At 49.1% G+C, this 20,524-nt stretch carries 28 protein-coding genes; 26 read left to right on the top strand and 2 right to left on the bottom strand.

Annotated features, from left to right (window positions below; translation table 11 throughout):
* Positions 1–6: 6 nt before the first annotated feature.
* From ACT3T7_RS08975 to ACT3T7_RS08925, 11 genes are all read left to right on the top strand, one after another.
* On the top strand, positions 7–285 hold the full coding sequence (locus ACT3T7_RS08975) for a hypothetical protein (RefSeq protein WP_444630793.1): 279 nt from the start codon (positions 7–9) through the stop codon (positions 283–285).
* Between the two features lie 54 nt (positions 286–339).
* The gene (locus tag ACT3T7_RS08970) at positions 340–1,134 is read left to right on the top strand and encodes a hypothetical protein (RefSeq protein ID WP_444630792.1); all 795 of its coding nucleotides are present in this window, start codon (positions 340–342) and stop codon (positions 1,132–1,134) included.
* Between the two features lie 464 nt (positions 1,135–1,598).
* Positions 1,599–2,084: a hypothetical protein gene (locus tag ACT3T7_RS08965; protein ID WP_444630791.1), complete on the top strand. Its 486-nt coding sequence runs from the start codon at positions 1,599–1,601 to the stop codon at positions 2,082–2,084.
* A complete protein-coding gene (locus ACT3T7_RS08960; RefSeq protein WP_444630790.1) occupies positions 2,081–2,314 on the top strand; it encodes a hypothetical protein in 234 nt (77 codons plus the stop codon). Before ACT3T7_RS08965 ends, ACT3T7_RS08960 begins: the two co-directional genes overlap by 4 nt.
* 143 nt (positions 2,315–2,457) lie before the next feature.
* A complete protein-coding gene (locus ACT3T7_RS08955) occupies positions 2,458–2,778 on the top strand; it encodes a hypothetical protein (RefSeq protein ID WP_444630789.1) in 321 nt (106 codons plus the stop codon).
* A gap of 9 nt (positions 2,779–2,787) precedes the next feature.
* Positions 2,788–3,093, top strand: coding sequence for a hypothetical protein (locus tag ACT3T7_RS08950; RefSeq protein ID WP_444630788.1), 306 nt, complete (start codon positions 2,788–2,790; stop codon positions 3,091–3,093).
* A 200-nt stretch (positions 3,094–3,293) separates the two neighbouring features.
* Positions 3,294–3,707 (top strand): hypothetical protein, encoded by a 414-nt coding sequence (locus ACT3T7_RS08945; protein ID WP_444630787.1) that lies wholly within the window; start codon positions 3,294–3,296, stop codon positions 3,705–3,707.
* Positions 3,700–4,197 carry a hypothetical protein gene (locus tag ACT3T7_RS08940; protein ID WP_444630786.1) on the top strand — a complete coding sequence of 166 codons (498 nt, stop codon included), beginning with the start codon at positions 3,700–3,702 and terminating at the stop codon, positions 4,195–4,197. Before ACT3T7_RS08945 ends, ACT3T7_RS08940 begins: the two co-directional genes overlap by 8 nt.
* 157 nt (positions 4,198–4,354) lie before the next feature.
* Positions 4,355–4,702, top strand: a complete 348-nt coding sequence (locus ACT3T7_RS08935; RefSeq protein ID WP_444630785.1) for a hypothetical protein — start codon at positions 4,355–4,357, stop codon at positions 4,700–4,702.
* A 92-nt stretch (positions 4,703–4,794) separates the two neighbouring features.
* Entirely contained in the window at positions 4,795–5,031 is a 237-nt protein-coding gene (locus tag ACT3T7_RS08930; protein WP_444630784.1) for a hypothetical protein, read from the top strand.
* 205 nt (positions 5,032–5,236) lie between these two features.
* Entirely contained in the window at positions 5,237–5,545 is a 309-nt protein-coding gene (locus tag ACT3T7_RS08925; protein ID WP_444630783.1) for a hypothetical protein, read from the top strand.
* 15 nt (positions 5,546–5,560) lie between these two features.
* On the opposite strand, the gene ACT3T7_RS08920 is transcribed toward ACT3T7_RS08925, so the two are convergent.
* Positions 5,561–7,483, bottom strand: coding sequence for a competence protein CoiA family protein (locus ACT3T7_RS08920; RefSeq protein WP_444630782.1), 1,923 nt, complete (start codon positions 7,481–7,483; stop codon positions 5,561–5,563).
* A gap of 399 nt (positions 7,484–7,882) precedes the next feature.
* On the opposite strand from ACT3T7_RS08920, the gene ACT3T7_RS08915 reads away from it, so the two are divergent.
* The 14 genes from ACT3T7_RS08915 to ACT3T7_RS08850 all read left to right on the top strand — a co-directional run bounded on the left by ACT3T7_RS08915 (position 7,883) and on the right by ACT3T7_RS08850 (position 18,572).
* Positions 7,883–8,140 carry a hypothetical protein gene (locus ACT3T7_RS08915; protein WP_444630781.1) on the top strand — a complete coding sequence of 86 codons (258 nt, stop codon included), beginning with the start codon at positions 7,883–7,885 and terminating at the stop codon, positions 8,138–8,140.
* 37 nt (positions 8,141–8,177) lie between these two features.
* Entirely contained in the window at positions 8,178–8,570 is a 393-nt protein-coding gene (locus ACT3T7_RS08910) for a hypothetical protein (RefSeq protein WP_444630780.1), read from the top strand.
* Positions 8,571–8,583: 13 nt separating this feature from the next.
* Positions 8,584–9,012, top strand: a complete 429-nt coding sequence (locus tag ACT3T7_RS08905) for a hypothetical protein (protein WP_444630779.1) — start codon at positions 8,584–8,586, stop codon at positions 9,010–9,012.
* A gap of 51 nt (positions 9,013–9,063) precedes the next feature.
* Entirely contained in the window at positions 9,064–9,354 is a 291-nt protein-coding gene (locus tag ACT3T7_RS08900) for a hypothetical protein (protein WP_444630778.1), read from the top strand.
* An 86-nt stretch (positions 9,355–9,440) separates the two neighbouring features.
* Entirely contained in the window at positions 9,441–10,295 is an 855-nt protein-coding gene (locus ACT3T7_RS08895) for a hypothetical protein (RefSeq protein WP_444630777.1), read from the top strand.
* A gap of 150 nt (positions 10,296–10,445) precedes the next feature.
* Positions 10,446–10,784, top strand: coding sequence for a hypothetical protein (locus ACT3T7_RS08890; protein ID WP_444630776.1), 339 nt, complete (start codon positions 10,446–10,448; stop codon positions 10,782–10,784).
* An 18-nt stretch (positions 10,785–10,802) separates the two neighbouring features.
* Positions 10,803–11,501 (top strand): hypothetical protein, encoded by a 699-nt coding sequence (locus ACT3T7_RS08885; RefSeq protein WP_444630775.1) that lies wholly within the window; start codon positions 10,803–10,805, stop codon positions 11,499–11,501.
* A 127-nt stretch (positions 11,502–11,628) separates the two neighbouring features.
* On the top strand, positions 11,629–12,273 hold the full coding sequence (locus ACT3T7_RS08880) for a hypothetical protein (protein WP_444630774.1): 645 nt from the start codon (positions 11,629–11,631) through the stop codon (positions 12,271–12,273).
* Between the two features lie 340 nt (positions 12,274–12,613).
* Positions 12,614–12,979 (top strand): hypothetical protein, encoded by a 366-nt coding sequence (locus ACT3T7_RS08875; RefSeq protein ID WP_444630773.1) that lies wholly within the window; start codon positions 12,614–12,616, stop codon positions 12,977–12,979.
* Between the two features lie 935 nt (positions 12,980–13,914).
* Positions 13,915–14,316, top strand: a complete 402-nt coding sequence (locus tag ACT3T7_RS08870) for a hypothetical protein (protein ID WP_444630772.1) — start codon at positions 13,915–13,917, stop codon at positions 14,314–14,316.
* 117 nt (positions 14,317–14,433) lie between these two features.
* On the top strand, positions 14,434–14,784 hold the full coding sequence (locus tag ACT3T7_RS08865) for a hypothetical protein (RefSeq protein ID WP_444630771.1): 351 nt from the start codon (positions 14,434–14,436) through the stop codon (positions 14,782–14,784).
* 717 nt (positions 14,785–15,501) lie between these two features.
* Positions 15,502–16,371, top strand: a complete 870-nt coding sequence (locus ACT3T7_RS08860) for a hypothetical protein (RefSeq protein ID WP_444630770.1) — start codon at positions 15,502–15,504, stop codon at positions 16,369–16,371.
* A gap of 94 nt (positions 16,372–16,465) precedes the next feature.
* Complete coding sequence (locus ACT3T7_RS08855) at positions 16,466–16,906, top strand: hypothetical protein (RefSeq protein ID WP_444630769.1); 441 nt, start codon at positions 16,466–16,468, stop codon at positions 16,904–16,906.
* A 454-nt stretch (positions 16,907–17,360) separates the two neighbouring features.
* Positions 17,361–18,572, top strand: a complete 1,212-nt coding sequence (locus tag ACT3T7_RS08850; protein WP_444630768.1) for a DUF7146 domain-containing protein — start codon at positions 17,361–17,363, stop codon at positions 18,570–18,572.
* A gap of 117 nt (positions 18,573–18,689) precedes the next feature.
* On the opposite strand, the gene ACT3T7_RS08845 is transcribed toward ACT3T7_RS08850, so the two are convergent.
* Positions 18,690–19,058, bottom strand: coding sequence for a histone-like nucleoid-structuring protein, MvaT/MvaU family (locus ACT3T7_RS08845; RefSeq protein ID WP_444630767.1), 369 nt, complete (start codon positions 19,056–19,058; stop codon positions 18,690–18,692).
* Positions 19,059–19,259: 201 nt separating this feature from the next.
* Between ACT3T7_RS08845 and ACT3T7_RS08840 the strand changes: the two genes are divergently transcribed.
* On the top strand, positions 19,260–20,120 hold the full coding sequence (locus tag ACT3T7_RS08840) for a hypothetical protein (protein ID WP_444630766.1): 861 nt from the start codon (positions 19,260–19,262) through the stop codon (positions 20,118–20,120).
* Positions 20,121–20,524 lie beyond the last annotated feature (404 nt).

Below are 20,524 nucleotides of genomic sequence, written 5' to 3'. Positions count from 1 at the left end.
TGATGAATGCTAGATATCTTGAAGTTTTTCTTTTTTAAAGTTCTTGGTTTTGCCATCCTCGTGGCCGCAATCCTTTTCTATACAGTTGATAAGAAGCTAGCAATTGACCTGGTAACGGCTGTGTATTCATTGGCTCTAACTGGATGGATTGCCCTTGCCGGTATGAATAAGGTAGAAAACGCAGGGGAACACTCGAAGATGCCGATTGTTCTTCCAGTGCTTGTCATCGTCGGTATGTTGCTAACAGCTAAATTGTTTTTTGACGTGCTAACCGTTAGCTATTAACCCAATATAACTTATTTTCTCATAACCTCCTAAGTAGATACGAATAGGTACTATATGCTTTTACTACATGTTGCCTCTAAAAGAATTTCTATTCTTAGAGACCTATGCTTCATTCTTTCCTTGGTTCTGTACTTCTTCAATTTTAATACTCTAGCCATTATTATATTTGTGGTAGCCGTTCTAGCTACAATCACTAAGCTTGTCTTGGCAAAAAAAATTAATAAAGAGTGGAGTAACTTTGAGAAGCGCCTTTTTAATCCCGATGAGGAAACAAAAAACCACTTTGAACAACGAGCATCTGAAGTAGATGTCTTAGAAGCCTACCTTGAAGAAACTTCAAAGCTGGAATCTCCGAACAGCCAAAACCTGCTGGATGCACTAGAAGCTGCTTGCCAAAAGGTACATGGAGTAGAATATCGGATATTAGAAAAGCGGATGATGGATACTACCGATTCCAAAGAAATTCGTCATCTTAAAGAACAGAAGGCACGTGTAACACGCATGGCGGGGTTAGGCCTATTACCGGCTTTAATAACCCTCACGCTTTATTATGAGCTGCCCGAGGCTATACCGCTGCCCGTGCTCTACATTGTCTTGGCGTTATCCCTACTCATGGTCATTTCTTGCATTGTGCTACGGTGGTTTTTAATTAGGGAGGAGGCAGCGCAACAGCTGATCTCTATGCAGGAGAACCAGGCGACTGACCATGATATACGATCATTTCGCGAAGATGCCGTGAAACTAAAGGGTGATATCGTCGCCTATGACAAGATCATCGCGAATGCTTCTAAGCCGCTTAAGCTTAAAGACCTTGTTCATGCCCATCTTGTATCTACTGGGCAACAGTAGACGAGCCCCAACAAACGCTTAGTGATGTTAATTAGAAGAGGGTGATGGGTCGTTTGCTGTTACGCCAGGTGGCCCAGCTCCCGAAAAGTAAGCCCGCCTCACCCGAATCTCCAAGAGTACAAAAGCAAGGGTGGAATCGCCTTTTGAACATGCTATATTGGGCCCTCATTCGCTCTTGAGCGTACTGACGTGGTAGCGCTGGCCACGACACCTGATCAGCATTTTCCTTACCTCTGAGCGGTTGCCTTTGACCCTATGAGGCCATCACTGTAGTCGATGACTACAGCTCTCTACTAGTCACAAACCTAACTCATCCTTCGCTTACTGATGTGTCTTACTAAGATGCATCGCCCGTGTCGGATTCTTTATCTTGGCTAAACGTCGCGCAACGGCGCTGTAGCCTTCTACCCCTTGGGGCCCCTTACCCCTTTGGGGAAGGTGCCTCGACTTTCTGGAGCACCACCATGATTTCTGCTAATGGCTATCTCGTTGATCCTGTGAATTTCACGGGCATACCCGTTTCCCTTGTTAAAGATGGGCTAGTGTTATACACCCGGCACCATTCCCCTGGCGCCGATCGCAACCTCACTTTGGCCGAGTACATTGAGCTTGGACCTGACCAAGATAAGCAGCATCTAACCGTACTGGACGAAGCCGGCTATCAAGCACTGCTCTTGAAGTATTACCGCAAGACGTATTTCGATGTGCCTGCTCAAGTGATCGACTGCGTTGACTATCACGATTACCTCGGCATGTTGCCGGTTCTTCGCATGGGCAACGATGATGGTATGGAGTACTTCATATCTTCAGAGCCCGTTGAAGAGGGTATTTATCGCATGTGCGGTGTAAAGAACGATATCTACCTTAGTAGATTCGTTTATTACAAAGACCCTGACACGTGGTTGAAACCATGCGAATTTCATAACCAACAATCGGAGGTTTCTTCATGAAACGTAGCTTCGAGGTTCGCTATCAAATCCAGACCGTATCGGGGCAAGAGGTTCATGAAGATCATGTTGAGGACCTTGAACAACTTGCTCATGAACGTATCTTCTCGATGATCCAGGACGGGTACCGCGAAGGCGAGCTCTTCCAGCGCTATCGGGTCACTACTGGGTCCGGTGAGGATGAAGTATCCGAAACCTACCGCGGATATTGGGAGAAGGTCATAACGACCTGACACCCGATCTACAGGTACCTATCGGTCCTACCTTGAAACCAGGCCTGCACACGGGTCAGTTCCACTAACCGGCTTGCCGGCATACCCCTACGGGCACTTTCTCCCGTCAGGGGGTAGTGCTCGTTCTTAATTGGAGCACTACCATGACATCACGTTTCAATCTCAACGCTCGTGTAAATCAGACCCTGAGCCATCTTCAGGCACTCACAATGCTTGAACAGGACTCAACGGTCGATACCCTGTGGGAGCAATTACAGAGCGACGTGCATAACGAAGCATTCGCTGCTGGCGTTGTATCCTCCTCACCTTACACCTGTATCCCGGCTGCTCTCCATGCCACTCCCCTGGAGCGGATTTATCGGGCTGGGTTCTTTGACGGGTTACAGCACCGTACTCCCCCACAGCCAAGCTGTTTTGCGACTTCGCCGATTGCTGCCGGCAGCTCCCTCGCCGTTGCATCGTAGGAGGAACGTATGAAAATTACGGTTCTCTTCGGTGACACGACTAGGGTTGTTACCGCTCACACCTTCAAGGACTTTGTTGGTGATGAACAAAGACTTCTCGCGACATTCATAGGCTATGGTCAAACCTGGCTAATCGATGTCGCCACTGGAGTTGTGCTCGCTACATCCAGTGACAAACGATCAAGGCATTACTCGACTCGTAAATCATCTGGTAGAGGGCGCGCGCGTCAGCTCTTGGCTAAGGCTTTGCATGAGAACGGAGAGACCGAAGTACTTTCTGCGCTCAAGCGACAGCCCATCATCAACCCTGTCTGATCCGTCTAGGTTAACCACTACTGGATTCAACACAATCAGTTCTATAACGCCTCCTAGTGGGGCGTTTTTTTTGCCTGAAACTGGGGGGCGAATATGCAACGTGTGCCATTCCCCTAGCCAGCTTCTCGGCTCGCCATTAATTAGGGTCTATACCCTTGACGGGTATAATAGAGTCAGCAACCGTTTTCAGGATTGGTAATATGACACCGTCAAGAAGCAAACACATAGAACTTGAATCTGTTCCCCTCAAAGATCTGCCCAAAAGTCCTGTTGGCACCTTCGGCTTGTACGTACCTGCACGAGACGAGGATGGTCGCACCCAACTGAGTGTTGCTCGGATATCCTCTGCAGCTAAATCTTTTGCGGTTAATTACAATAAGCGTTGCGTTGTTCAGCAAGTTCTACTCTTGGAGAAAAGGTTTGATGACGATACGCCGGCTCCGGTATCTATGATTAAGATAACGATCACCTCCGGTGAGGAAGTGAGCCTTAAAGGCATGCGATACAATGAGGCGAACCATGAAAGGCTAGCCATGGCTCGGCAGCGTAAGAAAGAGAAGCAACAATCGCTCAAGAGTAACCCTGCGCAATCGGCCGAAGACCCTAATGAATAACCTCACCACCCCTGAGCCCTTTGTACATCGCGTCACGGCCGCTTTGTCTCAAAGTGGCACTATTTCATTGCATGCGCAGAAGCACTACGTACAGTCTGAAAACGACAAAGGCATGATTGTCGCCTGCATACCCGACAATCAGAACAGTCCCACTCAATTAATACATTGGCATAAATTTCAAGCAGGCAACCCTTCAGCTGTTGCTCTATTTACGGGCGATAGAACCCCACGTGGCGGAAAGGATTTTTTTCGGCGAGATAGCATCACCCACCTGCCAATTGCCGGTCACTACATAGCTGGCGTGTCCGTGTGGTCACGCGAAGTAGATTTGGAAACTCAAAAACAGCTTTTGGGGCATGTCTTAAGCGGTTGGGCCAGCGATCTCTCCGATTTCTACGCAGCGGTCGCTAACGTTTCATTGGAAGGTGAGCAGCCCAAGCAGGCCGGGGCAGGTTGCTACTTGGGTATGTCTAACAAGCCGATCCGGTAACCATCACATGTGCATGGCAAGCCGTGCCTTTACCCTCGTATCCGGGCTATTGTATCGTAACGCTGCTTTTGAGACTTCACCGTTATGTTTGGGATTGGGCGATCGTGTTCACACGCAGTCTATCTCTTCAATCCCAACATGAACCCGAGAATTTAACATGTCACTGCATGAAGATTTCGAGAAAACCCTCCAGGCTGATATCGATAGATTTACGAAAAGCCATTCAACAAATTCCGAACAAATATTTAAGGCCAAAAGTTTACCGTCCGATAAAAAGGCACCATCGACACAGTGTAAAGATAAAAAGAAACCGTGGCGCTCGAAGCCAAAGCCCAACCACAAAGTAACCCTCTGTGTCCGGAAAAAGCAGTTAGCCGCCGATGAAAAGTTTGTCCACGAAAGTCTTAAAGTCTCTAAATTAGAGGCTGAGATAGAAGCAAGAAAGGCAGCACTTGATGCCGGCTGGCCTATTGTTACCTATATCATCGATTGGGAGAGCTATTAGATGGCGCTCTCGTATCTTCCAACGTGGCTGTGTCATTTTCAGTAATGGTTGCGAGGTTTTTAAATGCTGCGACAACCGGAGGAGGTAGTGTGATGTACCAGATACGAGAGTTCGGTAACGACCGTGAGTGCCCGAGCATCGCCGCCCTCCAGGAGACACTCCGGCGCGAGTATGCCGGCAAGTCCGTATCCGTGCTCTACTGCGCGAGAGCCACCGGCATGCGCCGAGTGCACTATGTCGATGTCCAGGCCGATGGCACGGTCATCGAGTCATATGGTGATCAAGCGCCGGTCGATTTCTCCGTGATGGATACGGCACGGGTTGGCTGAAGCTAAGAAGCTAATAGAACAAACTGATAGGAAAAGGCTACTGGTGCCTTCGTCGCACCAATTTCTAAAGTTTCGCTGGACAGTCGCTGCAAATTCTAGTTTTTTTATCGCTTTATATTCTGAAAACCATAGCGTAAGCAATTGATGCAAAATAACTTATGTCACATCAATTGCTGATAATGACAGGCAGAATTGTGAGTAGTGCATGATCGAAGAAAAATCCGGCTCGGAACATATTTCCTGCACTGAAGATAAAAGCCCTCAAGGCATGAGCGCCGCTCGTGCGCGAGTTTGGTATCGCCGTTTGGTCGGTCTGTTGGCTCTCGCCATCGTCATCTTCGCGCTGGCCTTGTTCATGAACCTGCCCCACCTCTGGATAGGGCCGGCATTTGCCTTTACGTGTGCGGAGATAACCAGAAGGATCTGTGCGGAAAGCAATCCCACCGTGAAGCTGGGGTGGGGAGATATCCTTCGGGTATGTGCCGATCCGACCAAGTCAGTACGACCCAAGTAATCTATCCAGGTCAGGCTAGGGGTGTAACTCGCGACCAAAGCCACCGTATAGGAAGCGCTGAACATCGTTTTCGCGCTGGCGCGGTTGCGCCAACAATATGCCAGCTTGCTGCAGGTCCTGGCACCATAGAGCGAGAAACTCACTTTGGACCTGGTGGTCACCAGGCATGATGTCCATGTTGTCAGCCCCTCGGAAAGGGACCATTTTCTTACGAATCTGGTGCACGCGATTGCTCACGCTCTGGTTGTCATCATCAAGCCATAAACAACTTTGGGACAGATCATGAACCCCCTCGGCAAGCTCATGCCACGAAAGAGCCACTGATGACGCGCCGTTAACCAGGTAGCTTGGGCGGGGGGCGAGTGAGGCAAGTATACCAAGGTGGATTGTCCTAATCTGTCGGATTGAGATAGTGCAATCATGTTGTGTCTGTTCAATCACTTCATCGAGCAGCCTGGCTTTAATGTAATCCAGATGTACAGCGTAGGCCCACTCATGGTGATAGGGGAACCATAAGGGCTGTAAATCGCTGTCGAGTTGAGCGGGCGTTATATGTTTGAAGGCTTCAACGCTGATATCAGCACTGCGCGTCAAACTCGCCCAGCGTTGCTGTACGGAAAGATCACTAAGGCCTCGCGCTAGTTCAATCTCTTCTGCACGACGACGTGTTTCGATCACCAGTGCGTTAAGTCGCTTCTCAATACCATCAAGTTCTTCATGCTTAATGGCGACCGCTTTCAAACGGCTTTGGCGAGCGCCCTCAACGCGACGTTCGTGGGCAATTCGGTCCCGCTCTGCCTGTTCACGCCGCTGCTTTTCTCGTCTATCTCGTTCGAGCTGCCGCATCCAGCCGAGTGGGTAGTGCCAAGTCGCTGGTTTACCCAACGCTGGCGCCACGACGTCCATCAAAAATTCGTCGATCGACGGCGGTCTGGTCAGCACGGGTGCCAAATCGAAGGTGCAGTAGGGGAGCTTTTCAAGTCGAAGCTCACGATGTACCTTCCGGGGTGCCTGCTTATAGCCCCATGCAATGGCTACAGTTTCCTTAAACCCGGTAGTTTGTGTGTGTAGCTCAAAGAAGGCGGTATTGATTGTCTCGTCAAAATGCGTCAAAGAAGCACGTACGTCCTTTGGGGCGAGGTGACCAAGGATGACCGGGCTCTCGGCCAGGCGATGGCTGATATGACTGGCCAGCTCCGTAAGCCGTGATTTGAACCGGTCCTTGCGGGCCTGCTCCCTTTGCAGCTCCCGCTGAGCTTTCTCCAGCTCCCTGACAAGCGCCTGATACTCGCTTTCAAGATCATGATGTAGCTTTTGCTGCAACCCGCTCTCACGTCCATGAAAAATCCAGGAGCTGTTTCTGGTGTCATTCATGGCCGACTCAATTTCAGCCGGCGTGGCGAAGCGGTCGATTCCCCCTAGATTGATCTCCAGGCAGGACGTACCACTCTGGCCGATCCTGAGCCGCTTCTGATCATCAACCGCGTGTGTAACCCGTATTTCGATGAATAGCCGGCGGTGTTGAAGGTAGCCGGTGGCATCGGGACGAAACCCTGCCTCACTGGCTTCGAGGTCGACACGATCGAATCGTACCTTCATGCCTTCTTCAACAATTCGGTGTTCAGCGCTGACTTGTTTGTGCTGGTACTGGCGTACGACGCTGACCATTTTCTCGGGTAGTCGCAAGGCCAAGCGAGCTTTCAGGATCTCCTTTGCGCGGTAGTGGATACCGGTTTCTGCCGCATAGGCGCAGTCACTTTGTCGATGGTGCGCAAAGTGATGACGGTTCTTAGCGCCCATTCGCGCGATGAGTGGGTGGCCACAGGCAGGGCACGTACAACCGCAATCTAGTCCGCGGGCGGATGCCTGGATCTCGCTGATATGGTAACAACGGCCGTCCTTGAGGCCGTAGGGGATCTGATGCTGGGGCTGGGTCATGTGTATTATTCAGAGCCGACTGCGCCGGTACGCTCTCCTATGCTCCTGGTATGCTGGCGCTCTAATTCTACCTCAGAAATGATCGAACTGGATGAATGCCAGGCGGGGGCCGGCTACCCGGTGCAAGCGATGCATTAACCTTGATAACTGCATTGATGACTACCAGTTGCAAGCTCGCTGGCAGGCCCTGATAGCACCCGTGAACACTGAGTGTTTGGCGGCGGGGGGCTGGCAACCTCTCAATGACGTGGTATATTCAACCTTCAATCGCATTAGCGATCGTCGTGGTAGCACTGGCCACGCAAATTAATCAGTATTCTCAACCTGCATATCGCAGTTCCTACCCCGACGGGCCACACTCCCGTATGGGGGGTGTCCCGTTACTTTGGAGACATCCCCATGACATCTATATCTGCCGTAACACTTCGGCGCCAAAGCCCTCAGAAACCTACGTTAGAGCTGTTTTTTCACCCTAAGGCAACTATGCCGAAACGGTTGAACGAACATGCCTCTCGTTTAGGGATCACGGCTGAGCAGCTGGTTCATCGCTTCATCAGTGAAGGGATGCGCCAGCATGCGCCAGAACACGGTGAGCCTGGCTCGCTCGGCACATCCATGCAAGATCTTCTGGTCCGCAATGGTGCATTAGCGGCCTAGTAGTTCCTCTCATCCTATAGACACTTGGGTGGACTATATGGCCAACAGCCCATTATCCGCCCTAGTGGGCGGAATATTGCTCGTGTGGTGGCCAGAGGACGAATATCCGAACCGACCTGGTCCGAAATATCGTCCTGGCTACGTGCTTGATCTTGATCTTGCCGCAAAGAAAGTGCTGATAGCTTATGGCACAACCCAACGACTCGACGTCCGAGGCCCTGGCGAAGTGATCGTGACCCACGATGAAATGTGTACGCTTAAACAAGACACCAAGTTTTGTTTCAAACGTGCAAAGTGGTTGCCCTTGCTCCCGGAGTTTCTTTCCAAAAGCCAATCTGGTGCTGATGTTATCTATGTTGGTGCCGTTCCCAAGGCGCGGGCAGATGATCTGCTCAACGCCATGGAAGAGGCTCAGTTGTTAGCTTCCTAATGAGGAGTTTGCAATGCTCAATGTTGAGCGTGTCGTCCAGCTACCCGCAGCCGATTCCGGATTGCAGCTGGGCATAGCGCGATTGCATAACCATTACATCGACTCGAAACGACAGGATCGCACTCGGTTTTTTCGACGCGAAGCGTTATGCATCACGAATACCGATAACCATGCCTGGATCATCCGTTACGCCATGGGCGGAGGGGGTGTTAAAGGCCTTTGTAAGGATGTAGTTGGTCTGGACTACGATGGGATTGATGCCCTCGGGCTACGGATCAATCAACCCGGTAATATCGTTGTTCGACGAGCGCGACGCCTCGAAGTAATTCGTTGGCTCGCGACCTTCCCTGACCTTTCAATTCGACTCAGCATCCAGCTAGGCCTCCTCGGAGCCGGCCTGGGACTGTTGGGCTTTGCGATTGGTCTCATCTCGATTTTCTGAGGCTAATCCCTATGGGGTGATCGCCTCACCTATGACCTATGGAGACAAATCATGTCAATCAAAGCAACCTCTCAAACTACCGATTCTGATCAATTGCTTGAACAGGCTGAAGAAGGCTTCTATCAAGTACCGGCTTATGCTGGCGCTGTGACTAACCGGACGGTGACCCTGCCAGAAACACTATGGGAGGACATCGAGTACATTCTTTATGAAGGTATGACGGATATAGAAACCTTCAAGGCACAGGACTCTGATGGCTTTACCCAGGAAGACTTGGATAAACGCCAGCGTCTGCTGAATAAAGAAGCTTACTCTGCACTTATCGCCGAACTCCGTAAGTAACGGCTTTTCTACACGCGCTTGTCGCGATCCCTTTGGCGGCCTAACTCCCGTCTGGGGGTAGTCCGCCTTTTTAGTAAAGGTGGCTTATGACTGCACTACAGACTTATTTCCAGCACCGGTTGGAAGAAATGGGGTATAGCAGTGAGCTTGATGTTCACTACAGCTTATCCTACTGCCAAGGCGACGGTCTCGCGTTTTATGGGACTCTGGAAGGCAACGATCTGGATAAACTCATATGTCGGTTCGCCGGCGTAGAGTCATCCGACATGCCCATCTATCAGCGCTTACGCTCCCGCCAACGAGGAGGACTGCTCAAACAGTTCCTTGAGGTCTATCAGAATTGGGACACGGCGGATCTAACGATTGCGCGAATCGGTTCCCACCATTACAACCACTTCAATTCGATGGAGTTATCTCACGATGCCAAAACGGTGGGGGAGCTCATTGAGGAGTTTGAAGACGAGGATGCTTTCGATGGGACGCTGCGTGCTTTGAAACACGGTGAGCCTTTATGGGAGCAGTTCATGGACTGGCTGGAGGAAGATATCAAAACCACGTCGCGCCAGCTTGAACGTGAAGGCTACGCGATCAGTGAGGCTGGTACTTCTGAGGCACGAACAGTCTGGGAGCGGACCACGACTAACGTACGGTTTCGTGCGCAGTTATGTGGTGACCTGGATGCTATAGATAATTGGGACACTTCTCTGTCGATTGATACCTTGCGCAATTTTGCTAGAGGTGAGGGATGTATCTACTCATTGACGGTAACAGCATTCTGCCGCCATACAGGCAGTCTTCTCAACAGCGTCTCCGTTGGCGGTATCCACAGTGACGCCAGCTTAAGCGAGACGAACGGCCGAACAGCCGGTTATCTTGCGGATTTGGTGTACGAAGTAATCCAGGCCTTACGGTCGGACCTCACTCAAACACTTGCGGCATAGCTGGCGCCTACTCTGGGTTTCTGCCCCTTATCGGACATAGCCCGTAAACCTTTCAGAGCCGCATTCAGCGGCTTTAATCGCTTGATCTAGGCAGCGACACAACCTTTGGTTGTTCGCAGCCTAGAGAGGGCATATTAAGAGGATAGACCTATGCAACTCCATACTGCCCACTGCGAAGAACGTTCGGTGCCCGTTAAGCTATCTATCATGAGCTTTTTCGAAGCTACCCAAAACCTCTGCAATATGCAGGACATGATCAAGCTGCCGGCCGATGCCCGAACTTCCTATCAGGAGCTTTACAAGATGCTATGCAAACGTAAGGCCCTGGTGGGTACTTTCCCTCAGGGCCTTAACGAGCTGGATATTTCTGAAGCTATCGATGGTTTCTTCGACAAAGTAACGTTGTCGGATAAACCGTTTAACGATTTGTCTCCGGATAACTCCCCTGCAGAAGGTTATGTTGTCAGACCTCATCCGCGAACAGAGTAATGGTTCGTCATTACTCCGTTGCTCGATATTCATTCGGATTGGCCAAACGCCTCGGAAGCCTATTGTGCTGCCTGGGATTTGGCTGAGACGAATGGACATGCCGAACCTCGACCGCAGACCTTCGTGTACGTCGGAATTGAAGTCCCGGAACCGGAAGGGTACCAAGTAACCTTTCATCACCCCGGCGATGATCGTCGACCCCATGAAGGATATGGTCCTGCTTGGTATTTTGAGACTGATTCATGCGGGTCCGAAGACTACTCAAGCGAGTTAGATGCGCGCATAGCGGCATGGCGCGATCTGTTCGCTAAGCAGGACAAAGAGTCCAGCACGAAAAACGTTATTTTGCCCGTGATATTTGAGGGCGAGTACTGTGCTGACGTGACACATGTCTCGGTAGCTATCAGTGTTCAGGATTACCATCGTTGGAGCGAGCTTCATAAGGTGGGGAAGGAGAACAAAGTGGCCTCTCTGACTTTGTATGACTCGCCCAATAAGTTTCTCAACCTGCTCGATGATACGGTCGACTTGAGCTCTCTACCTGATAGCGATACAGAGTCTTCATTTCGCCCAGAGGCTGGTCGACTGGAGATTTGTATCGCAACGGAGACTGTCAAATTCGTAGGCTACGAAAAGCATGTTGGCCCTGAATCTATTTGGCTCACAGAAGAAATCAAGCTTTCGGAATTGGCCGGTAACTTTGGCCTGAAGCGATAATCTCTTCTTAAACGCTTATCGAGGGCGCCTCTAACAAGAAGCGCTCTGTCCCCAAAGGCCAAATGGCCTTCAATCCGCGCCCACCTCTCCCATTCGGGTGAGGTGGGCTCATTAACAGGAATAAACCATGAAATCATCCAGTGAACGCTTAATCGTCCCCGCGCCCCAGTGGGAATCACTGACTGACATCTATTCAGCCATGTTGGTCAGTGAATCCAAAAAGCCGGTGCCGAGTGTCTTTTCAGCCAGATATCAAGGGCGATTGTTTACTAGCTTTGCCATCTATTATCGGCTCTATACTGAGGCAGCCTCTTCAGAATTGCTCGCATGGGAATTAACTCCCCGTGAGCAGTACCAAGGTCGTGTCCACGATCATGAACAGCTCATGAGCGCTTATGAGCGCAATGATCAGGAAAGGGGTGACCATACCGGCTTAGTTGTGCGGGTCCGTGGTCACGAATGGGTTTGCTCAAAGCTGGTCATCCTGGTGAAAGGGCTCCCGGAGTTTCCGATTTCGCTTATGGAAGCCAAAAGCGAAGATGCTGTGGTCTTGCCACACCAGGACCAATCGGATGTCTGGAAAAGCTACAAAGGGCACCCAGTAACACTCGGGGCTTATGGCCATCTTTACTATCGTAAAGAAGATGGGCATATCGCGACTATGACTCTTGGAAATGATCTTCCCTATGAAGATGCCCAAAGTCATCAGTCCAGTCTGATCGTTGATGACGTGATTACAGGTGCGAATGGCCAATTAGGCATGCTGCTCTGAACTCACTTCAACTGTTTTCACTGCTGGCGCCAGCTAGCTGAGTTTTCTCCCAGCGTTATTGGGAGATAAACCATTCAATGGCTTTTATTGAGCCACTACTCACTCACCCCGAAGCGGATCGGAAACTCTATCGCCCTAGGCAATAGGATTAGCGGACGTGGGTGTGGTTACCGCATATAACACCATCAGTACTTTCCCGGTAATAGGGGACAAGTCTGCGTGTGTATCTGGAGTCGATATGTTTCATGAAACTATAAGAGAAAGAAAAAAGGCCCTTTTTATCGAAAAAGAGGTCGCGAATTTTTCACCCGTTAAATGTGAATTTATACGTGGTGATATCGTGTCAGTGACAAACGATTATGGTGTGGAATTTCCGGGCCAGAAGATAATCGGGTTTGTCCCGGAAATAGACCCGAATTTTCGACCCGAATCCTACGTATATCTGGACTGGGACTGCTATTGGTTCGCTGTATCTCCAAGCGAACTGAGGTTTGAAAACCGTGAAGATTCTAACCTACTCACCCGAGAAGAGCTGACGCTATTATGGGAACATTTTGGAGAGGCACCCGTTGATACGGATGACTTTCTGGAAAACCCTTGGCGCCATTTCCCCGCGGGAACACACCGTGAGTCCGTTTGGCAATGGTTTGATAGCCAGCATCCTGACGTTAGCGTAGTCGGGTTAATGGGCCTCGATAAGACCTGAAAGCCTTTATCACAAATTAAGCCACCATTATGGGTGGCTTTTTTATGCGTGCAATCCAGCAGTCTGGCCTTGAAACATAATGCGTTGTATATTGAACGTATTCTCACATTTCGTGAGCAATCGTGGTAGCGCTGGCCACGTAAACCAACCAGCATTCTCTCCCTATGCCGCGCAGCTGCCCAATACTGTGGCACTGTATTTTGGCTCTCTATACTCGACAGCAACCTTGCTGTTCACTTCCTCCATGTCGCATCGATATCAGTCCCGTGCCGTTTTGGCTATGGCTGTTTTTGTGCGTGTAAAAAAGGTAAAGACCATGCTTTCAATAACGTCCCAAGCAAATTACGTAGCGAGCAATGGCACGCATTGTCCCCATTGTGGGAGCGACTTACTGGAAGGGCGGGACATAACCATTAACACTGGTGAAGCCACGCAAAGGGTAATGTGCCTGGATTGTGATGAAGACTGGACAGATGTCTACCAACTGACGGGGCTTCGACTCGCTGATACTTTGGAAACATCACAGTAACATCAAGTATCGTTACAAATCCCACCTAGTGCCTAGCACTTAATGAAACACGAAAGCTGCCTTTAGTGGATATGGCTATCGGCTCTCTTGAAATCAGCTGTTGCTGTTTAAACCCTCTCGCATTGATATCAGGCTGGGCCGTTCGGCTCTGGCTGTTAGCTGTGCGTGTAAATAGGAATCTCCATGTTTATGGGCCCTTATGCAGCCATGCGGGGCAACCAGCATTGGCAAGCTAAGGTTCGCCAATGCTTGCAAGATGAGCGCTATTTCGAGCGCGTTGAAACCGGAGTTTATACCCTCGCGGCATAGACTCACTCTAACCCACACCTGGCGCTTAGCGCCTTATCTCACACAAGGGCTGCCTTTGGGCTGTCTCCTTGTGTCTATCCTTACCTGGAGAAAAACCATGTCTATGATGATGAAAATGAGCGTCGAAGTAACCGAGGTTCGAGTATTCAAGCGCGTTATCGAGCTTGAGCACTCCGAGGCAGTTAACTTGACCTTTCGTGAAACTGAAGACGAGCTGGGAGCCCTGATGGAAGGCCTTGAGCCTACTAGTACGCAATGGGTTACCGGAACAGTATCTGAGGCGTCATCGACTGTGCCTGTTAGCCCGACACCGGAAATTGAAGCTGGGCTGTCCGCCACTGAGAAATCGGCTTGCAGAGAGCTGATTGACTTATGGAACACCGGCATCCTTCCTCAAGATGGCGTACTCAAAAGTATGGCTGGCCCACACGATGATGTACGTACTGCGGAGCGTGACTTGATGGAGCGGTTGATACGCAAAATGGCCAATGCTCTTTAGTACTGACCTTACTTCGCTACGCACAAGCGTAGCTTTCCATTGAGCGATAGCTCATTACACCAGGGCCAGCTATTCCTTTGGAGTAGCGGCTTAGGTAAATCTTCAAGGACTTACTCTATGCAAATTTCACTTACCACGCTTCAAAGCATGCAACCGCTCGAACAATGCTCCATGGAGCCCGAGCCTCATGTTGTTCGTATTTGCTATACAGAAGGGGGGAAGGACTGGTGCTATGATCTCCCAGAGAAACCAGTAGGGGGGCTGAACAGCTACAGGATCAGCCAATTCCTGACCGAGTTCGAATATGCCTTTAATCGTCGGCTCAAGGATGAGAAACCCTTCTATTCCGATCTACGTGAGAAGACAGCGCATGTAGCCTGGCTTCAAGCTCATGCCGATGCCTTGGAACGCGAAGCCCGTATGTCTCGGCTTTTCGCTTCTCGTATTGGCAACATCATGGCCGCTTAAAGCGTGTCGATCCCAAAAGCAACCCCGCTTGGCGGGGTTTTTTTTGGCCTGGTATCACCGCTGATATAATCGACGGCAATGTCTATTCTGGACCTCTGAAAAATACATACGCTTGCGGCTAAAAAAATAAGCAGGCCAGAATCCTGTACGGATGCTTTGTTCAACACCCACAGAGAAGGGGTAGCTTCGAACTGTTCATGACCGCCCGGCCGGGGTATAGTGTAGGCATTCTCACCTCGTGAGCAATCGTGGTAGCACTGGCCACGCAAACCAATCAGTATTTTCCAACCCTCCTGGGCTCATCTGCCCATGGGTAGGTGAGCTCGTCTACTATGAGACCCTACCATGAACACAGCACTTTCCCCCCAGTGTTTCACTAGCACACTAGAACGACAAGGCTGGTTACCAGCTAGTCCTAAAGAACAGAGCCTTACAGGTCTATTGGCCACACGTGAGTTCGATACGGCCGTCGGACCTAAAACCGCTCACTTCTACCTGCAGTATTCTGGTGATGGGCAATTCATATTCCAGGGTAACTACATGAGTGAAGGGCGGAATGTACTGTCTGCCATCAGCGGTTACTGCTTAGAAAGCAATTCACCCGCTGAACTCGATGAGAGGCTTATTGCAATGCTTGAGTCAATTCAGGTTGCAATTGATCAATCGTACGCGAGAAGGCTGTTAATTCGAACCGTTGATAACGAATAGGTCTTTACCATGTCTTTATTAGAGCTCTACTTGACGCGACGGCTTACCTTCTATGGTTATCCGAATATAAACGCAGTGCTTATCGTCAAAGATGACGAAGTGTTTATTGGACTACGAGGAAGCATAGAAGAGTTAAGCTCGGTCGTGTGTGAACGTTTCCTTCGACATAACCCTAGTGGTGAAGGTAAATATGGACAGTTAAGAGACCAGTTCAAAGTGAACCTTATGAACGACCTTTTGACGGATGTCTTTCCTAAGAGCAAGCTCAATGCTTCTGTACTCTATATCGAAGACAACTACGGTATTCCACATGTAGATGTCATTCATGAGTTTAATCCGATAGACGATTTGAACTCACTGGCTCTAGGTAAGAGTAATAAAGTACCTACAGCTTTGGAGTTGATGCGGATTAAATCAAGCATTGAGCTAGTAAACTCTTATCTTGGCTGGCTGATCAAAGATGTAGAGTTTGTTCAAAAGACGCTACAGGATGAGATTAAGCAGTTGATCAGGTCCTATGTCGGCAGAACGGATAGTAAAATTCTTTGGTCCTTTGAAACCCAGAATTATTTGGTAAGAGTATTTGCCGTACCAGTTGATTGGCAAGAAACCTCTGAAAGGGTCCGTGGCTATTCTCAACTCCATCTTGAGGAACAGGCGTTTGGTAATGGCGAGCTTTTCACACTGAAAGCCGAGGTCACTGACGTCTGGAATCAAGCTAAGGTTATAGGCGTCGCTGAACACATCAATTGTTATGTTCCGAGACCTTCTAGTATTAACACGCTAACTAGGATGGACCTTAATAAGGATGTAAACGCTGTCGCTATTAGGGCTATTAAGAAAGCCCGACTCAGAATAAACGACATGGCTTTACGTTAGGTAATAGCCATTATCTTACTGCGAACATTAACATTCGTTCATCCAAGCGGATAGCTACCTTTTGGTAGCTGGCTGCTAACTTTAGGAGATATCTATGCTTTCCTCTATGAACCCCAATACAGCTGCTTATCAGCGTATCGTTGAACGCAAAGAGCTTTATAATAAATTGAGTCAAGAACCAATAGGGGTACAGCTAAAATCACCCCTTAGTGAACGCTATATTGCCATCCTTCCTGACCCTAGCGCGGTGGGGCAGTATCGCATTCAATACTTTGACCCGAAAGGCTTTAGTGGCCACTCAACATACCCCGATCCGCAGAGGGCCCTCAGGGAGGCCATTTTCGAAGGGTATACTGTTAGGGCCCCCGGTGCATTGGAGGCCTTGAGTGACACTGTTAGCTGGCGCTTGGGAACTGAAGCCCAAAGCATCAGGGACTTGTTCAATTCTGGGCAAATTACGTTCGAAGGTATGATCACGGCCATCAACAAGATCTACCAAGAGAACACTCAAGAACTAGAACGAAGCGCGGCATGATCGCGTAAAAATCCAAAGGGGGCACACGTTTGTGTGGCCCCTTTTTTTATGCCAAGTAGTACAAGCCACACTCAGGTTATACTGATAAATTATACCGATATCTATTCCATGGCCTACCACTAAAAACACTCCTTATCGCTTTACAAGCTGTAGCGGAAATGCCACTCTTACTCCATTCTCTATCCGATGATAGAGTAATCAAGGTAGCACTGGCCTTGTAAACTAATCAGTATTTTCTAGCGACATCCGTCGCATTCTCTATGCAAATACCTACTTAGCAATCGTTTAGGCGTATTGCTTTGTTGGCTTTTTGCTACTTATACCCACCCTGGCAGGGAACGTCTCCCGCTAGGGGCGCGTTCTCTTTGCCGTGGGCTATGGGGCTTCTCTTAACCCGGCTATGCATTGCTGGGCTAAGGGAAGTCCCATACCCATCATGCTCTGGAGAACCGAAATGTTAGATGATAACCAATACTACCGCGCTGAAGACGTCAAACCAGTGGTTCGTGGTCGTTGGCCAACCGTACTAGGAACGCTTTTACCTGATAATTTCAAGGACGCTCTTGAACGACCAGGCAAGCAAGTTCCATGTCCTGTAAATGGAGGTAAGACCCGCTTCCGCTTCTTCAGAGATACACTGAACGAGCGTGGTTCTGCGATCTGTAATTGCTGTGGTGCATTCGGTGATGGACTTGAAGTGCTCCAATGGGCCAATGGCTGGGACTTTACTGAAGCTCTTACGGCCGTAGGTGAGTTTCTTCAAGTAGAGCCTCGTACGAGTCGTAAGAAACGCACTGTGAAGCCGAGCATTGTTATTCCAGCCGTGCCCAAGTGGGCTGAACGTCTGCAAAACCGCATGTCGAGCAGCAAAGCTCTTTCACCTGAGCGCGCTAAAAGCAAAATCCTGAAAGTTTGGGAGGAGGGCATTTCGCTCTGTTCGCCAGAGGCAGTCGCTTTCCTTCGCTACCTAAAAAACGATCGGGGAATAAGGCTTCGCCTTAATCCTAAGCACTTTCACATGGATAACCTGCGTTTTCATCCTGGATTGAGCTACTACGAAGAAACTCTCGTCGAGAAAGATGGCGAAGAGGTATCTAAATGGGTGTGCCTAGGGGAGTTTCCGGCCATTTTGGGCGCGCTTCGTAACGCTCAGGGGGAACTGGTAACTGTTCACCGCACCTATCTTACCGATGCTGGCGCCAAAGCTCCGGTTGACTCGCCTCGTAAGATGATGGTGCCGCCTAGTGACCTACCGGTCAATGGTTGCTCTATCAAGCTCAGCGAGCCCACTGGTGGCATTGTTGGCGTTTGTGAAGGCAAGGAAACGGGATGGTCCGTTCTTTCGGCAACAGGCATGGGGCTTTACAGCCTGGCCAACACATCTCTGATGGAAGGCTACGAAGTACCCAATGATATTGCTGATGAGGTTCATACCTTCTGTATCTGGGCTGATAAGGATGTTTCAAAAGCTGGAATGACTGCCGCTGCCGCTTTGAAAGAAAAACTGGAAGCCAAAGGCTACCGTGTGATTGTATTTGAACCGTCAATACCAATTCCAAAAGGCCACAAAAGCGTCGATTGGAACGATGTTCTCAAAAGTCAGGGGGTTCTGGGGTTTCCCGACCTACGATTTTTGAAGCAACAATCAGTAAGGCGATACGCTTAACTGCACATAAAAAACCTCCCAGCGCTTAGCGTTTGGGAGGTTTTTTTTGGTCTTGGCTCGGTGGCCGCGATCGTTAGCGCATTGAGCCGAGTAGCCTTTGGCGGGCAGTTCCTACACTCAAGCAGCCTCGACTAACCAGCTTTTTACCATTTCCTCGCCATATTTTTCCTTCCAAGCGCGAAGACCTTTATGATTGCCGCTGCGCGTCTCAATTATTTCGCCAGTATTGGGGTTTCTGTAGATCTGGAGCTTACGTTTTGCACCAAGTGAAGCTTTATTCTTAAAATCGCCTGAATTATAGTATTCTGGGTGCAATAGAACGATGATATCGCGCGGGGTTTTATCATACTCGTTCATAAGCGCTTCGAGCTTATTTTTGAATTCCATTTCATGTTGGAACCTCGGATCATTAGCGAGTGACTCAAGTTCGGCACGCAAATTCTTTAGTTGCTCTTCTTTCGACAGATATTTTTCTATAAGGGACATTGGATACTCACTAATATGAATTTACAGGCTAATCGTAAACGAAAGCATGAAGTCGTGTCTATTATAGATGAATACCCGACATTAAATTAGTTGCTAATGCAATTAGTGTTAGAATTATAAATTATTAAATTCTTTAATACATAAGCAGGGCAGTTATGTGGTTACACCTTACTGCTCTCAGAATTAGAAGAGGATTACACCATGATGTTTCTCAATACCTGGATTCTCGAATCTACTTTGGAGTCAGTTCGACTTGCTTGGTCTACTGGCTCTAAAAATGGCGGAACTATCGTTGTCGATTTCCCACAACCAATGGCCAGCTACCGCGCCATTGCTGAATGCGTGGCTATACGTCACTTAATGTTTGTTGTTCAAGTTTTTGATCGCTTACCCCTATCCGGGGAGGGATTTACACTTCAGGCAAATGAAAAGGAGGTCTTTGAGTACGGCCAATGCGGGCGAATTAGTCAACATATTCTGCCGTTCGCGCGTTATCTCATCGACGATTTACCAGGTGCCACCTTCCTTCCTGTTGACCCATCTAGTCCGCTGTTAGATGTAGCTCTTCGGGGAGCTGAAACACGTTTAGAGTTCGATGAATATAATCACTCTGGTAACGTTCTTTTTGAATTCCCTACATTTGGTAAGGTGCGGATAACACCACATGCTGTCGAAAGGTATAAAGAAAGAAATGCCGATTTTATAAAGTCGCCTCGCCGGAGTTTGATGAAATTCCTTCAGCGCGAGGATTTCAAGAAAATGGATTTCCCTGACTCTGTAATGGCCCATAAAGCCAAACAGTACGGTCCTAACGATCCCGTTGAATTGTGGAAGCAACCTGGTAGCCATCTTTACTTGATAATGATTATTAAGCCTGGCTCAAAGGTCCTTGCGACATGCTTTGAGGCCAACATTAAACCTGTCACTGCGCGCCAAAAAACATTGCAGCGTGAGGCTCAAGAAGAGGCTTGGCGAGAAATGACCCAAGCAAAGAGCAACCCAGAGCTTGAGCCGGCGCCTCGGAAAAAACAAATCCGGATTGAGCTTGACCCCAAAGGGTAGCCGAACCATGGCAACGCCTAGATTTAGCTTGAAAACGCACTTCATAAGACACCTATTTCTGCCCAGAAGCAGGGGCAATGCCAGCATTTTTTCCCAGATTTTAAATCTGGCGACCTATTAATTGACGTTTCTTAAGGTAAGTGTCTGAATATACTGCGATTATCGTTAATAATACAAAATATGAGTGACGTCGAAATTGAATACCTAGGGCCTTGCGGCATGCATTTATGCCAGCTTAAGCGCTTTATGTGGAAATTAAGTACTTTGCGTGGACATTTAAGGGGGGAGTCCCCGTTGCTGAAGCTTTCAAATTATATATAATACTCCTAATAGATACTTTGAGGTTTCGCAAGATGGACGATCATTCTGAACGGCATCCTTCCAGCTGCAACGACGATGACTGG

The sequence above is a fragment of the Halomonas sp. 111 genome (genome assembly GCF_052379685.1).
In the GTDB taxonomy this organism is placed as follows: Bacteria; Pseudomonadota; Gammaproteobacteria; order Pseudomonadales; family Halomonadaceae; genus Vreelandella; species Vreelandella citrativorans.
Note: the sequence above shows the minus strand (reverse complement) of the source record. Positions and strands in the feature narration are given on the sequence as shown.